We start from the raw sequence: 13469 nt of genomic DNA, 5'->3' as shown, positions 1-13469 counted from the left end.
GCGGCGGCGCAAGGCAAGCTGGAAACGAAACGGAAATGCCAGGCCCGGCACCCTTCGCCAAGATGAACGGCATCGGCAACGAGATCATCGTCGCCGACATGCGCGGCCGCGCCGACCGCGTGTCGCCGCAGGCGGCGCTGGCGCTGGCGGCCGACCCGGCCACGCATTTCGACCAGATCATGGCCATCCATGACGCCCGCACCGCGGGCACGGACAATTTCATCGAGATCCTGAACGCGGACGGCTCGTCGGCGCAGGCCTGCGGCAACGGCACGCGCTGCGTGGTGCAGGCGCTGGCGGCCGAGACGGGCAAAAGCGTATTCACCTTCGAGACCGTGGCCGGCATCCTCAATGCGCGCCAGCATGAGGACGGGCTGATCTCCGTCGACATGGGCAAGCCGCGCTTCGGCTGGCAGGACATTCCGCTTTCGGAAGAGTTCCGCGACACGCGCATGATCGAATTGCAGGTCGGGCCGATCGATGCGCCGGTGCTGCATTCGCCCTCCGCTGTCTCGATGGGCAATCCGCATGTCATCTTCTGGGTGGACAAGGACGTCTGGTCCTACGAACTCGACCGTTTCGGGCCGATGCTGGAACATCACCCGCTGTTTCCCGAGCGCGCCAACATCACCATCGCGCAGGTGACCGGGCCGGATCATCTGACGATCCGTACCTGGGAACGGGGCGCGGGCCTGACGAGGGCGTGCGGCTCGGCCGCCTGCGCCGCCGCCGTGGCTGCCGCCCGCACGCGTCGCACCGGACGCAGCGTTGCCCTGACAGCGCCGGGCGGCCCGCTCCATGTCGAATGGCGCGACGACGATCATGTCGTGCTGACGGGCGCCGCCGAATGGGAGTTTTCGGGCAGCTTCGATCCAGCCACGGGTGCCTGGCAGCGCGATGAAGAGAGCGCGGCCTGATGAGCGACGGCGACACCACACAGGGTGCAAAGGGCCTTGAGGTCGTCACCTTCGGCTGCCGGCTGAACACCTACGAATCCGAGGTGATGCGCCGCGAGGCTTCCGCCGCCGGTCTCGGCGAACTGGCCGGTGGGGCGATCATCTTCAACACCTGCGCGGTGACGGCGGAAGCCGTGCGCCAGGCCAAGCAGTCGATCCGCAAGGCGCGGCGCGAGAATCCGGAAGCGCGCATCATCGTCACCGGCTGCGCGGCGCAGACCGGCCCGCAGGATTTCGTCGCAATGGACGAGGTCGATCTCGTTCTGGGCAACGAGGAGAAGCTGAAAAGCCACTCCTATCGCGCCTTGCCGGATTTCGGCGTCAACCTGTTCGAGAAGGCGCGCGTCAACGACATCTTTTCGGTGCGCGAGACGGCCTCGCATATGGTCGATGCCATCGAGGGGCGAGCGCGCGCCTTCGTGCAGGTGCAGAACGGCTGCGACCATCGCTGCACCTTCTGCATCATCCCCTACGGGCGCGGCAATTCACGCTCCGTGCCGATGGGCGCGGTGGTGGAGCAGGTCAAGCGTCTGGCCGGTAACGGCTATGCCGAGGTGGTGCTGTCGGGCGTCGACATGACCAGCTATGGCGCCGACCTGCCCGGCGCGCCGAAGCTCGGGCGGCTGGTGAAGGCGATCCTCGCCCAGGTGCCCGACGTCAAGCGGCTGCGCCTCTCCTCCATCGATTCCATCGAGGCCGACGATGAGCTTCTGGACGCCATCGCCACCGAAAGGCGGCTGATGCCGCACCTGCACCTGTCCTTGCAGGCGGGCGACGACCTGACGCTGAAGCGCATGAAGCGCCGGCATCTGCGCGCCGATTCCATCCGTTTCTGCGCCGAGGTGCGCAAGCTGCGCCCCGACATCGTGTTCGGTGCCGACATCATCGCCGGCTTCCCGACCGAGACCGAGGAGATGTTCCAGCGGTCGCTCGACATCGTCGCGGAATGCGGCCTCACCCATCTGCACGTCTTCCCGTTCAGCCCGCGCGAGGGCACCCCGGCGGCGCGCATGCCGCAAGTCCGGCGCGAGGTGGTGAAGGAGCGGGCGGCGCGGTTGCGGGCGGCGGGCGAGACCGCCTATCGCCGCCATCTGGATGCGCTTGCTGGCACCTCGCAATCGATCCTGATCGAGCGCGACGGGCTCGGCCGCACCGAGGGGTTTACCCTCGCCGCCATCGATGCCGGCCAGCCGGGCGAGATCGTCGAGGCGGTGGTGACGGGCAATGACGGCGCGCAGCTTCAGGCGGTGCCGCTCGCCGCGCGCGCGGCCTGATCCAAGGGGACGGAATGGCATTCGACTTCATCAAGAAGGTTTTTTCCTTCGGCAGGAAGGAAGCGGTCGAGGAAAAACCCGACGAAACGGCCCCGCTTCCGCCGCTGAATTTCGACGCGCTGAAGCCGGCGCAGGGGAGGGCAGAGGGTGAGAGCGAGCCTGTGCCTTCGGAACCAACACCGGAAATCCGGCCGGAACCCGCACCGGAAACGGAACCCGTTCCGCCACCGGAACAGCCGGTAACCCCGGAGCCTCAACCGCAACCACCGCCGGCGGAACCGCAGGAGATTCCTCCGGAACCGGTCCGGCCGGAACCCGAACCGGCCAAACCCGAGCCGCCGGAAGTTCCCCCGGCACCCGCGCCTCAGCCCGATAAGCCTGAGATTCCCGCGCCCGCGCCGGAGGCTCCGAAGCCGCCGGCGGAAGTTCCCGCTCCACCGCCGCAGGAAGAGCCTGCCGCGCCGCCGGTCGAGGTCCCGGCCGAGCCCGAGCAGGTTCCGGCCGAAGTGCCGGTGGAAGTGCCGCCCTCTACCTCTATTTTGAGGGAAGGCGACGCCGAAGGCGCGGATGCCCCGGCGGAAGCGCTAGTGCCTGACACCTCCCACGAGGAGGGTGAGCCGGCCGCACCTGGCGAGATCGAGCAGGACATACCGGCTGCACCGGTGGAGGCGGTCGAGCCGCAGGCGGAAGTCGAGGTCTCAAGGAGAGACGACGAACCTGAACCGGCCGCTGTCGCACCGCCGCCTGTCGAGATCGCCCCGGAGCCGAAGCCTGCCGCCGGCAGGGTGACGGTGACCAAGAAGGTCGAGCAGAAGCAGGAGGCGCAGCCGGCGCCGGCGCCGGTTGCGCGGAAATCCTGGTTCCAGCGCATGAAGGAAGGGCTGGCGCGGTCCTCGCGCGAGCTTTCCGGCAACATCGCCGGCGTCTTCACCAAGCGCAAGCTGGACGATGACACGCTTCAGGACCTGGAGGACGTGCTGATCCGCGCCGATCTCGGCGTCGAGACGGCGTTGCGCGTCACCGATGCGCTGGCGGCCAGCCGCTACGGCAAGGACGTCTCCGACGCTGAGGTGCGGGCGGTGATGGCCACGGAAGTGGAGAAGGTGCTGGGGCCGGTGGCCAAGCCGCTGGAACTCGACCTGTCGCACAAGCCGCATGTCATCCTCGTCGTCGGCGTCAACGGCACCGGCAAGACCACCACCATCGGCAAGCTCGCCGCCAAGCTCACCGAAGGCGGGCTCTCGGTCATGCTGGCGGCCGGCGACACCTTCCGTGCCGCCGCAATCGAGCAGCTCAAGATATGGGGCGAGCGCACCAATTCTCCGGTGATCGCGACGAAGCTCGGCGCCGATGCCGCCGGCCTTGCCTATGATGCCTTCGAGCAGGCCAAGGCGGCCGGCTCCGACGTGCTCATCATCGACACCGCCGGGCGCTTGCAGAACAAGGCCGAACTGATGGCGGAGCTGGAGAAGATCGTGCGGGTGCTCGGCAAGCTCGATCCGGAAGCGCCGCATACGGTGTTGCAGACGGTGGACGCCACCACCGGCCAGAACGCCCTCAACCAGGTCGAGATTTTCCGCAACGTGGCCGGCGTCAACGGGCTGGTGATGACCAAGCTGGACGGCACGGCGCGCGGCGGTATCCTTGTCGCCATCGCCGCCAAGCACAGGCTGCCGGTCTATTTCATCGGCGTCGGCGAGCAGGTGGACGATCTCGAACCGTTCTCGGCCGGCGATTTCGCCAAGGCCATTGCCGGAACGGGATAGAGCGCGGTATCGCGCAGGAAACGTGCAAGCGATCGATTTGACAGGTAGCGAGCCCCAATGAACCAGCCCCTCTTCGAGCGTGATCCTTCCGAAACCCGCAGTCGGGGCAAGGAAAGTATCAACCCCGTTCTCAAGCTGGCGCTGGAGCTGGGGCCGCTTCTGGTGTTCTTCTTCGCCAATTCGCGCGGCGAGTGGCTGGCCGGGAAATTTCCGCTGCTGGCGGATTTCGGCGGCCCGATCTTCATCGCCACCGGCCTGTTCATGGCGGCGACGGCCATCGCGCTGGCCGCGTCGTGGCTGCTCACCCGCACCTTGCCGGTGATGCCGCTGGTGTCGGGCATCGTCGTGTTGGTGTTCGGCGCGCTGACGCTCTATCTGCAGGACGAATTGTTCATCAAGATGAAGCCGACCATCGTCAACACGCTGTTCGGCGTCACCCTGCTCGGCGGGCTCGCCTTCGGCAAGTCGCTGCTCGGCTATGTGCTCGAATCCGCCTTCCGGCTCGATGCCGAGGGCTGGCGCAAGCTCACCCTGCGCTGGGGAGTGTTCTTCCTGTTCCTGGCGGTGGTCAACGAGATCGTGTGGCGGTTGTTCTCGACCGATTTCTGGGTTGCGTTCAAGGTGTGGGGGATCATGCCCATCACCATCCTGTTCACCATGAGCCAGATGCCGCTCATCATGCGGCATTCGCTCGACGAGGTTTCCGGGAAGAAATAGCTTTTCGGAAAGATCGCAACCCGCTTCAGGGCTGGGCAGCCAGCGCCTTCTCGATTTCGGGCATGAGCCTGCCCGTCACGGAAGCCGGCGTCAGCGGGCCGACATGCTTGTAGGCGATGCGGCCGTCCCTGCCGACGACGAAGGTTTCCGGCACGCCGTAGACGCCCCAGTCGATGCCGGCGCGGCCGTTCTCGTCGGTGCCGATCGCGGTATAGGGGTTGCCGAGCTCGGCCAGGAACTTCAGCGCGTTGGCGGGCTTGTCCTTGTAGTTCAGCCCGGTGACGGCGAAGCGCCCGTCGCGCGCCAGGTCCATCATCATCGGGTGCTCGTCGCGGCAGGGCACGCACCATGAGGCGAAGACGTTGACCAGCGTCACCTTGCCGGGGAATTCCTGCGAATCGAGGCCGGGCAGGTTCGTTCCAGGCAAGGGCGGCAGCCGGGTCGGGGGCGCCGGCTCGCCGATCAGCGCCGAGGGGATTTCGGAAATGTCGCGGCCGGACAGGAGCTGGGCGAGGAAGACGCCGCACAGGGCCAGGAAGATGGCCAGCGGCAGCAGCACCATCAGGCGGCGCGAAACGGGTTTCGGGGCTTGCGCGCTCATGGCTTCTTCGCTTGGCTGCGGTCGGAACGGCGGCGGATGCCGGCGGCTTCCAGCTCGGCCAGTTCCCGGCGGCGGGCGCGTTGGTCGAGCCATATCCAGCCGATCAGGCCGGCCAGCACCACGACGGTGATGCCATAGGCCGCCGCGACGTAGAGGTCGTGCGTGGTCACGGCCGCACCTCCTGCGCGCGCACGCCGATCCGGGACAGGTCGTTTCGCATAGCCATGGCTTTTCCTTAAACTTGGCCGTCCGGCCTTGCAATCAGTCGGAGCTGCGGCGTAACGCCAGTGCCGCGCCCAGCGGCCCGATCACCGCGAGGAACAGGGTCAGCGCCACCAGGATCAGGAACGGCTGGAGGAAGGGGGCGGGGTCCTCGACGGCGCCGTAGCTTGCCGAGACGCCGAAGATCAGCGCCGGGATGGTCAGCGGCAGCACGAGGATGGAGATCAGCAGCCCGCCGCGCGGCAGCGCCACGGCGACCGCGGCCCCGGCCGCGCCGATGAAGGTGATGGCCGGCGTGCCGGCAAGCAGGGTCAGCGCCGTGGCGCCGATCGCCAGCGGCTCCATGTTCATGAACAGGCCGAGCAGGGGAGCGGCGATCACCAGCGGCAGCACCGAGCCGGTCCAGTGGGCGAGGCATTTCACCAGCACGGTCAACGGCAGCAGGTGGCGGTCGGCCTCCAGCACCAGAAGGTCGAGCGAGCCGTCCTCGCGGTCGGCCTGGAACAGCCGGTCGAGGCCGAGCAGCGAGGCCAGCAGCGCGCCGATCCACAGGATCGCTGGACCGATGCGGGCGAGCAGGTTGAGGTCCGGCCCGACGCCGAAGGGGATGGTGGCGATGACGGCGAGGAAGAAGACGATGCCGGTCAGCGCACCGCCGCCGACGCGCATGGAAAGGTGCAGGTCGCGCAGGTAGAGGGCTAGCATGAGGTGGTTTCCGCCCCGTACCCCCACCCCTTACCCCTCCCCACAGGGGGGAGGGGAGACGTCGACCTGGCCACCTTTCCAAAAATACCGATGCGACAGGCAGTTGCGGCGCAAAATTCCCCTCCCCCTTGTGGGGAGGGGTAAGGGGTGGGGGGCACGCCTTTGGACCGTATGGTCGGGTCTTTACCCATGTGGCACTTCCCCCATCTCCAGTGTTCGCACCCCTTCGAGCCCGAGCGGCAGGTGGGTGGCGGCGACGAGGATGCCGCCGGCCGCGCGGTGATCTTCCATCATGGCGGCGAGCCGCGCTTCGGACGCCTTGTCGAGCCCTGCGGTCGGTTCGTCAAGCAGCCAGACGGGCCGGTGGCTGATGAGCAGGCGGGCCAGCGCGGCGCGGCGCTTCTGGCCGGTGGACAGATAGCCGAAGGGCAGGTGGCCGATATGGCCGAGCCCCACCGCCTCCAGCGCCTCGGCGATGCCGAGTCTCGGCTCCCCCGCGAAGCTCTGCCAGAAGGCGAGGTTCTCATTCACCGTCAGCGCCGTCTTCATGGCGTTGAGATGGCCGAGATAGTGGCAGGCGGCGGCCGACGAGGGCCAGGCCTCGCCGCCGCCCTCGAGACGCACCTGACCTTGCGATGCCGGCAGGAGGCCGGCGACGACGCGCAGCAGGGTGGATTTGCCGGAGCCGTTGGGGCCGGTGACGACCAGCGCCTCGCCCTCTTCCAGCGCAAAGCCGATATCGGTGAACACGATGTCTCCCCCGCGTTCACCGCCCAGATTCTCGGCAATCAGCCGCATTCGCTCTCCTTTTCCGGCCCCGTGGCGGTGCAGCCTGGCGCTGCGTCAAAAATGCCCAAACACCGTCTAGAACTATTCCAGGATATTCTCTATATGCAGCTTACCAACCCCAGCGGTCGGGGAAGGCAAACCATATTGCGCCGAACCGGTGCGCGAGCCGCCTTGAACGGCCCGAGCGCTTGGGAGCGGACAGCGGAAATGGCCGTACCCGCACCTTTGCGCGTGATGAGCATGCCATCGGAGTCCGTTCCCCATCAGGCTGAACGACTTTAGGATGGGATCGCACGTGTCCAAATCTCTCGATAGCTTCAACTGCCGCCGCACGCTGACCGCTGGCGGCTCCGAATATGTCTACTACAATCTGGTCGAGGCCGAGAAGAACGGCCTTACCGGGGTTTCCCAGCTTCCCTATTCGATGAAGGTGCTGCTCGAGAACCTGCTGCGCAACGAGGACGGCCGCTCCGTCACCAAGGAATCGATCCAGGCCGTCGCCAGCTGGCTGACCGACAAGGGCACCGCCGGCGTCGAGATCGCCTATCGTCCGGCCCGCGTGCTGATGCAGGACTTCACCGGCGTGCCGGCGGTGGTCGACCTTGCCGCCATGCGCGACGGCATCGCCTCGCTCGGCGGCGATCCGCAGAAGATCAATCCGCTGGTGCCGGTGGACCTGGTCATCGACCACTCGGTCATCGTCGACGAATTCGGGACGCCGATGGCCTTCGCCCGCAATGTCGAGCTCGAATATGAGCGCAACGAGGAACGCTACAAGTTCCTGAAGTGGGGCCAGCAGGCGTTCCGCAACTTCCGCGTCGTGCCGCCCGGCACCGGCATCTGCCATCAGGTCAACCTCGAATATCTCGGCCAGGTCGTGTGGACCAACAACGAGGACGGCGAGACGACGGCCTATCCCGACACCTGCGTCGGCACCGATTCGCACACCACCATGATCAACGGCCTCGGCGTTCTGGGCTGGGGCGTGGGCGGCATCGAGGCCGAGGCGGCCATGCTCGGCCAGCCCGTGTCCATGCTCCTGCCGGAGGTGATCGGCTTCCGCCTGACCGGCAAGTTGAAGGAAGGCCTGACAGCCACCGACCTGGTGCTCACCGTCACCCAGATGCTGCGCAAGAAGGGCGTCGTCGGCAAGTTCGTCGAGTTCTTCGGCCCCGGCCTCTCCAACATGACGCTGGCCGACCGCGCCACCATCGGCAACATGGCGCCGGAATATGGCGCGACCTGCGGCTTCTTCCCCGTCGACGACGAGACGCTGCGCTATCTTTCCATGTCCGGCCGCGACGAGGCGCGCATCGCGCTGGTCGAGGCCTACTCCAAGGCGCAGGGCATGTGGCGCGACGACGGTTCGGCCGATCCGGTGTTCACCGACACGCTCGAGCTCGACCTCGGCGACGTGGTGCCGTCCATGGCCGGCCCCAAGCGTCCCGAGGGGCGCCAGGCGCTGGAGGACATCCCCGCCGGCTTCGCCAAGGCGATGGAGGCCGAGTACAAGAAGGCCGCCGAGATGCACAAGCGCTATGCGGTCGAGGGCACCGACCATGACCTCGGCCATGGCGACGTGGTGATCGCGGCCATCACCTCCTGCACCAACACCTCCAACCCCTCGGTGCTGATCGGCGCCGGCCTGCTCGCCCGCAACGCCAACCGCCTCGGCCTCAAGCAGAAGCCGTGGGTGAAGACCTCGCTGGCGCCGGGATCGCAGGTCGTGGCCGAATATCTGGAGAAGTCGGGCCTGCAGAAGGAACTCGACCAGATCGGCTTCAACCTGGTCGGCTTCGGCTGCACCACCTGCATCGGCAATTCCGGCCCGCTGCCCGGCCCGATCTCCAAGACCATCAACGAGAAGGGGCTGATCGCGGCCGCCGTGCTGTCCGGCAACCGCAACTTCGAGGGCCGCGTGTCGCCCGACGTGCAGGCGAACTACCTCGCCTCGCCGCCGCTGGTGGTGGCGCATGCGCTGGCCGGCACCGTCACCAGGGACCTGACCAAGGAACCGCTGGGCGAAGGCAAGGACGGCAAGCCGGTCTACCTGAAGGACATCTGGCCGACCACCGCCGAGATCCAGGAGTTCATCGAGAAGAACGTGACGCGCGAGCTGTTCGCCCGCAAATATGCCGACGTCTTCAAGGGTGACGAGAACTGGCAGAAGGTCAAGGCGCCGGAAGGCCAGACCTATGCCTGGGACGACAAGTCGACCTATGTGCAGAACCCGCCCTATTTCGCGGGCATGCGCGACGGCATCGGCAAGATCTCCGACATCAAGGGCGCGCGGGTGCTCGGCCTGTTCGGCGACAAGATCACCACCGACCACATCTCGCCGGCCGGCTCGATCAAGGCCGCCTCGCCGGCGGGCAAGTACCTGCTCGACCATGGCGTGAACGTTGCCGACTTCAACCAGTACGGCACGCGTCGCGGCAACCATGAGGTGATGATGCGCGGCACCTTCGCCAACATCCGCATCCGCAACCACATGCTGGGCGAGAACGGCAAGGAAGGCGGCTACACGATCCACTATCCCTCGAAGGAGGAGATGTCGATCTACGACGCCGCCATGGAGTACAAGAAGGAAGGCGTGCCGCTGGTGATCTTCGCCGGCGTCGAATACGGCAACGGCTCGTCGCGCGACTGGGCGGCCAAGGGCACCAACCTGCTCGGCGTGCGCGCGGTCATCGCCCAGTCCTTCGAGCGCATCCACCGCTCCAACCTGGTCGGCATGGGCGTCATCCCCTTCGTGTTCGAGGAAGGCACCTCCTGGGCCTCGCTCAATCTCAAGGGCGACGAACTGGTCGAGATCGACGGCCTGGAAAACATCAAGCCGCGCCAGAAGATGGCGGCCAAGATCACCTATGCCGACGGCACGGTGAAGCAGGTTCCGATCCTGTGCCGCATCGATACGCTGGATGAGCTGGACTACTACAAGAACGGCGGCATCCTGCAGTATGTGCTGCGCGACCTCGCTGCCTGATCCAGCTTTGCAGTGATTGGAGAAAGGCCGCCGGTGCCCTCCGGCGGCCTTTCACGTTATATGTGATTTTTCTCACCGCAACGTGACTTTCCGTTGAGCGTGGCATCTGCCAAACAGGTCGGCAAACAAAACAAAGCCGGGCAAGCCGGCGGATTCGGACATCGCCATGCCAATCGGAACATCATTGCGGCTTAGCCTGATTGCGGTCGCATTGTCGGCATTTTGCGGCGCCGGCCTTGCCGACGAAGCGGAAACGGGTTTCGAGAAGCCTGCCGGTGTGGTCGAACTGTTCACCAGCCAGGGTTGCAATTCCTGCCCACCGGCCGACAAATTCTTCGCCGAGCTGGCCGGCAAGGACGATATCGTCGCGCTCGCCTACCATGTCGACTACTGGGACTATCTCGGCTGGCACGACACGCTGAGCAGCAAGGACAATACCGAGCGCCAATATGCCTATATGCGGACCTTCGGCGGCCGCTCCATCTATACGCCGCAGGCGGTCATCAATGGCCGCACCCATGTCAACGGCGCCAACCGCGGCGCGGTGGGCGGCACGCTTTCCATGCTGAAATCGTCGGGTGGCGGCATGCTTGTGCCGATCCGGGTGACGCGCGACGACGAAAGCGTCGTTATCGAAGTCGGCGCGGCCGAGCCGGGCGCGAATCTGCCCGACACGGCGCATGTGGTGCTCGCCTATTTCGAGCCGCCGCAAACCGTGGAGATCGGCCGGGGTCGCAACCGGGGCCGGCAGATGACCTACTGGAACGCGGTTTCGTCCATGCAGACCGCCGGCATGTGGCATGGCAAGGCGCAGCGCTACGAACTGCCGGCCAGCGAAGTGCTCAAGAAGGGCGGATGCGCGGTGCTGTTGCAGTCGGTGGCCACGGACGGCCTGCCGGGACCGATCATCGGGGCAGCCTTCGTCAACAAGCCGAAGCCATAATTTGTAGCGATTTCAAGGAATTGCTGCGGAGAAACCTGGCCTTTGGAAAGCGAGGTTGGTTCGATCCGACTCAGGCCCGTGGGCGGGGGGCTTGGGGGTTACGAGCCAGTGCCGGACCGAACCGTCTCAGGCAACGAGGGTAAAGTCGTTTCACAATGGGGCGGGAGCGCGGATAAAAAACGGCGAAAATGTGGCGACAGATCACCAATTTCAACATGCTTTTACAAATGTAACCCGAGGCCGACGAACGCCACGGCATGGCCGCCATACTTGCAATTGGCGCCGGAAAGCGCGAACCTGCCCGTGAGTTGTTGCATTGCAAGGATTCGGGCATGAGCGAAGGCGGCGCAGGAGGAGAAGGAGACGCATCCGCAATACCTATTCCCCTGCACGAGGCGCGCCGCGAGCGCCTCGGCATGCCGGTGGCCTTCGACCGCCGGGAGCTCGACCTGATCCTGCGGCTCTACGGGCGCATGGTGGCGGCCAATGAATGGCGCGACTACGCCATCGACCATCTGGAAGACCGGGCGGTGTTTTCGGTCTATCGGCGCACCAGCGAGGTGCCGCTGTTCCAGATCGTCAAGGACCCGAAGCTGGCGAGGCGGCAGGGCGCCTTCTCCGTGGTGGCGGCCGGCGGGCGCATCCTCAAGCGCGGGCACGAGCTGGCGCGGGTCCTGAATATCTTCGACAACAGGCTGAAGCTGGTCAAGGCGTAGGCGTTCGGCCGGCCGAGATTGCGGTTGGCTGCAATATGTGAACGCGGGCGGGGTTTATTCCGGTCGGTCCGGCGACTGAATCCTCTGTGTTCGGCACGGTTCCAGCATGGATTCCCGACACTCTCCATTCGCTTCGCTCATTGCGAGGCCGGGAATGACGAATGAATTTAGACCTACCCGTCATTCCCGATCTCGAAGCGACCGTAGGGAGCGAGAGTGTCGGGAATCCATGCCGAAACCGTGCCGGACAGCCTGCGTCTCGCGCTGGCTTCCAGATGTTCGCCATCTGAAATGGACGAGGACTCAGCCGTCCTTACAGCTCCCGCTCGGGCCATGAGTCCGGATCGGGCGGCAGCGTCGTCCCGCCGTTCATCTCCAGCTGCATGAAGGTCGTGTCCAGCCAGCGCCCGTGCTTGTAGCCGGACCCGGCCAGCACCCCGCTGTGCGCGAAGCCCAGCTTTTCATGCAGGCGCACGGAGGGGCTGTCCGGCCTGCCGTCGCCGATCACCGCCACGAACTGGCGAAATCCGAGGCGGCGCACGTCCTCGATGAGGGCTTTCATCAGGGCTAGGCCGATGCCGCGCCCCTTGGCTTCGGGCGCCATATAGACCGAATCCTCGACGATGAAGCGATAGGCGGGGCGCGCCCTGAACGGGCCGGCATAGGCATAGCCGAGTACGGTGCCATCCTCGTCCGTGGCGACCAGAAATGGATAGCCCCTGGCGCGCAGCCCTTCATAGCGACCCTGCATCTCGGCGAGCGAGGGCGGTTCCAGCTCGTAGGTGGCGGTGCCGTTGAGCACGGCGTCGCGGTAGATTTCCGTGATGCGGGGAAGATCGGCCTCGGTCGCCGCGCGTATCATGGGGTGTGTCCGCAGTTGTGGAAGGATGCAGTTCTATACTGCTGCCCACGGCCAAAAGAAAAGGGCGGCCGTGCTGCCGCCCTTCGCTGTCATTGGTTCCGGCCGGTTCAGCGGCGGTCGCCCATGAACTGGAGCAGGAACATGAACAGGTTGATGAAGTCGAGGTAGAGCGTCAGCGCGCCCATGATCGACTTGCGGCCGGCCACCTCGGCGTCGTCGGACTCGTAGTACATCTCCTTGATCTTCTGCGTGTCATAGGCGGTGAGGCCGGCGAAGATCAGCACGCCGATGGCCGAAACCGCGAAGGACAGGGCCGAAGACTGCAGGAAGAGGTTGATGACCATGGCGATGATCAGGCCGAACAGGCCCATGATCAGGAACGAGCCCATGGCCGTCAGGTCACGCTTGGTGGTGTAGCCGTAGAGCGACAGCGCGCCGAAGGCGGCCGCCGTGGCGAAGAAGGTCTGGGTGATCGAGGCGCTGGTGTAGACCAGGAAGATCGACGACAGCGACAGGCCCACCAGGCCGGCATAGACCCAGAACGTGGTTTGCGCCGCACCCACGCTCATCGACTGCACGCGGAACGACAGGAAGAACACGGCAGCCAGCGGGGCGAGGATCACCACCCACTTCAGCGGCGACGCGAAGATGGCGTAGCCGAAGGAGGTCAGCATCTGGCCGCTCGGCAGCGTGGCGACCGCTGCGGCCGGATTGTTGGTCGTGGCCAGCATGATCGTGGCAACGGCTGCGAGGCCGGTGATCAGCAGGCCCATGCCCATCAGGTTGTAGACGCGCAGCATATATGCGCGCAGGCCCTCGTCGATGGCCATGTCGGCGCGGCCGTAGGGGGCCGTACGCGTCTGGTAATTGCGAAGGGGTTCAGCCATTGAAGTCCTCTGTTGCTTCTTGCCCCGTCCGGTGTCGGGCGTATG

At 65.9% G+C, this 13469-nt stretch carries 13 protein-coding genes; 7 read left to right on the top strand and 6 right to left on the bottom strand.

Translation table 11 applies throughout. The annotated features are described in order from the left end of the window. The first annotated feature begins 35 nt into the window (after positions 1-35). From dapF to ABID37_RS20050, 4 genes are read left to right on the top strand one after another with little or no spacing between them, the layout of a single operon-like run. On the top strand, positions 36-917 hold the full coding sequence (dapF, locus tag ABID37_RS20065; protein WP_354197990.1) for a diaminopimelate epimerase: 882 nt from the start codon (positions 36-38) through the stop codon (positions 915-917). Next, positions 917-2230 carry a tRNA (N(6)-L-threonylcarbamoyladenosine(37)-C(2))-methylthiotransferase MtaB gene (gene mtaB, locus ABID37_RS20060; RefSeq protein ID WP_354197988.1) on the top strand — a complete coding sequence of 438 codons (1314 nt, stop codon included), beginning with the start codon at positions 917-919 and terminating at the stop codon, positions 2228-2230. Before dapF ends, mtaB begins: the two co-directional genes overlap by 1 nt. A 14-nt stretch (positions 2231-2244) precedes the next feature. Beyond that, a complete protein-coding gene (ftsY, locus tag ABID37_RS20055; RefSeq protein WP_354197986.1) occupies positions 2245-3996 on the top strand; it encodes a signal recognition particle-docking protein FtsY in 1752 nt (583 codons plus the stop codon). 57 nt (positions 3997-4053) lie between these two features. Continuing rightward, complete coding sequence (locus ABID37_RS20050) at positions 4054-4713, top strand: septation protein A (RefSeq protein WP_354197984.1); 660 nt, start codon at positions 4054-4056, stop codon at positions 4711-4713. 25 nt (positions 4714-4738) lie between these two features. On the opposite strand, the gene ABID37_RS20045 is transcribed toward ABID37_RS20050, so the two are convergent. The 4 genes from ABID37_RS20045 to ccmA form a co-directional block, all read right to left on the bottom strand. Further along, on the bottom strand, positions 4739-5314 hold the full coding sequence (locus ABID37_RS20045) for a DsbE family thiol:disulfide interchange protein (protein ID WP_354197982.1): 576 nt from the start codon (positions 5312-5314) through the stop codon (positions 4739-4741). Beyond that, entirely contained in the window at positions 5311-5484 is a 174-nt protein-coding gene (gene ccmD / locus ABID37_RS20040; protein ID WP_354197980.1) for a heme exporter protein CcmD, read from the bottom strand. Before ccmD ends, ABID37_RS20045 begins: the two co-directional genes overlap by 4 nt. A gap of 91 nt (positions 5485-5575) precedes the next feature. Further along, on the bottom strand, positions 5576-6241 hold the full coding sequence (gene ccmB / locus ABID37_RS20035) for a heme exporter protein CcmB (RefSeq protein ID WP_354197978.1): 666 nt from the start codon (positions 6239-6241) through the stop codon (positions 5576-5578). A gap of 183 nt (positions 6242-6424) precedes the next feature. Beyond that, positions 6425-7039, bottom strand: coding sequence for a heme ABC exporter ATP-binding protein CcmA (gene ccmA / locus ABID37_RS20030; protein ID WP_354197976.1), 615 nt, complete (start codon positions 7037-7039; stop codon positions 6425-6427). Positions 7040-7325: 286 nt separating this feature from the next. Between ccmA and acnA the strand changes: the two genes are divergently transcribed. The 3 genes from acnA (at position 7326) to ABID37_RS20015 (ending at position 11675) form a co-directional block, all read left to right on the top strand. Beyond that, a complete protein-coding gene (gene acnA, locus ABID37_RS20025; protein ID WP_354197974.1) occupies positions 7326-10016 on the top strand; it encodes an aconitate hydratase AcnA in 2691 nt (896 codons plus the stop codon). 166 nt (positions 10017-10182) lie between these two features. Next, entirely contained in the window at positions 10183-10959 is a 777-nt protein-coding gene (locus ABID37_RS20020) for a DUF1223 domain-containing protein (RefSeq protein ID WP_354197972.1), read from the top strand. Between the two features lie 332 nt (positions 10960-11291). Next, positions 11292-11675, top strand: coding sequence for a DUF2794 domain-containing protein (locus tag ABID37_RS20015; RefSeq protein ID WP_354197970.1), 384 nt, complete (start codon positions 11292-11294; stop codon positions 11673-11675). 313 nt (positions 11676-11988) lie between these two features. Here the strand turns inward: ABID37_RS20015 and ABID37_RS20010 are convergent, their stop codons facing one another. Both ABID37_RS20010 and ABID37_RS20005 read right to left on the bottom strand, forming a co-directional pair. After that, positions 11989-12537 carry a GNAT family N-acetyltransferase gene (locus ABID37_RS20010; RefSeq protein WP_354197968.1) on the bottom strand — a complete coding sequence of 183 codons (549 nt, stop codon included), beginning with the start codon at positions 12535-12537 and terminating at the stop codon, positions 11989-11991. A gap of 107 nt (positions 12538-12644) precedes the next feature. Then, complete coding sequence (locus ABID37_RS20005) at positions 12645-13424, bottom strand: Bax inhibitor-1/YccA family protein (RefSeq protein WP_354197966.1); 780 nt, start codon at positions 13422-13424, stop codon at positions 12645-12647. Between the last annotated feature and the right edge of the window lie 45 nt (positions 13425-13469).

This window comes from Aquamicrobium terrae, assembly GCF_040545735.1.
Lineage (GTDB): Bacteria > Pseudomonadota > Alphaproteobacteria > Rhizobiales > Rhizobiaceae > Mesorhizobium > Mesorhizobium terrae_A.
Note: the sequence above shows the minus strand (reverse complement) of the source record. Positions and strands in the feature narration are given on the sequence as shown.

What these genes read in the sequence shown, in the direction of transcription:
- dapF (WP_354197990.1), top strand. Translation starts at nt 36, where the DNA reads ATGCCAGGCCCGGCACCCTTCGCCAAGATGAACGGCATCGGCAACGAG.
- mtaB (WP_354197988.1), top strand. Translation starts at nt 917, where the DNA reads ATGAGCGACGGCGACACCACACAGGGTGCAAAGGGCCTTGAGGTCGTC.
- ftsY (WP_354197986.1), top strand. Translation starts at nt 2,245, where the DNA reads ATGGCATTCGACTTCATCAAGAAGGTTTTTTCCTTCGGCAGGAAGGAA.
- ABID37_RS20050 (WP_354197984.1), top strand. Translation starts at nt 4,054, where the DNA reads ATGAACCAGCCCCTCTTCGAGCGTGATCCTTCCGAAACCCGCAGTCGG.
- ABID37_RS20045 (WP_354197982.1), bottom strand. Translation starts at nt 5,314, where the DNA reads ATGAGCGCGCAAGCCCCGAAACCCGTTTCGCGCCGCCTGATGGTGCTG.
- ccmB (WP_354197978.1), bottom strand. Translation starts at nt 6,241, where the DNA reads ATGCTAGCCCTCTACCTGCGCGACCTGCACCTTTCCATGCGCGTCGGC.
- ccmA (WP_354197976.1), bottom strand. Translation starts at nt 7,039, where the DNA reads ATGCGGCTGATTGCCGAGAATCTGGGCGGTGAACGCGGGGGAGACATC.
- ABID37_RS20020 (WP_354197972.1), top strand. Translation starts at nt 10,183, where the DNA reads ATGCCAATCGGAACATCATTGCGGCTTAGCCTGATTGCGGTCGCATTG.
- ABID37_RS20015 (WP_354197970.1), top strand. Translation starts at nt 11,292, where the DNA reads ATGAGCGAAGGCGGCGCAGGAGGAGAAGGAGACGCATCCGCAATACCT.
- ABID37_RS20010 (WP_354197968.1), bottom strand. Translation starts at nt 12,537, where the DNA reads ATGATACGCGCGGCGACCGAGGCCGATCTTCCCCGCATCACGGAAATC.
- ABID37_RS20005 (WP_354197966.1), bottom strand. Translation starts at nt 13,424, where the DNA reads ATGGCTGAACCCCTTCGCAATTACCAGACGCGTACGGCCCCCTACGGC.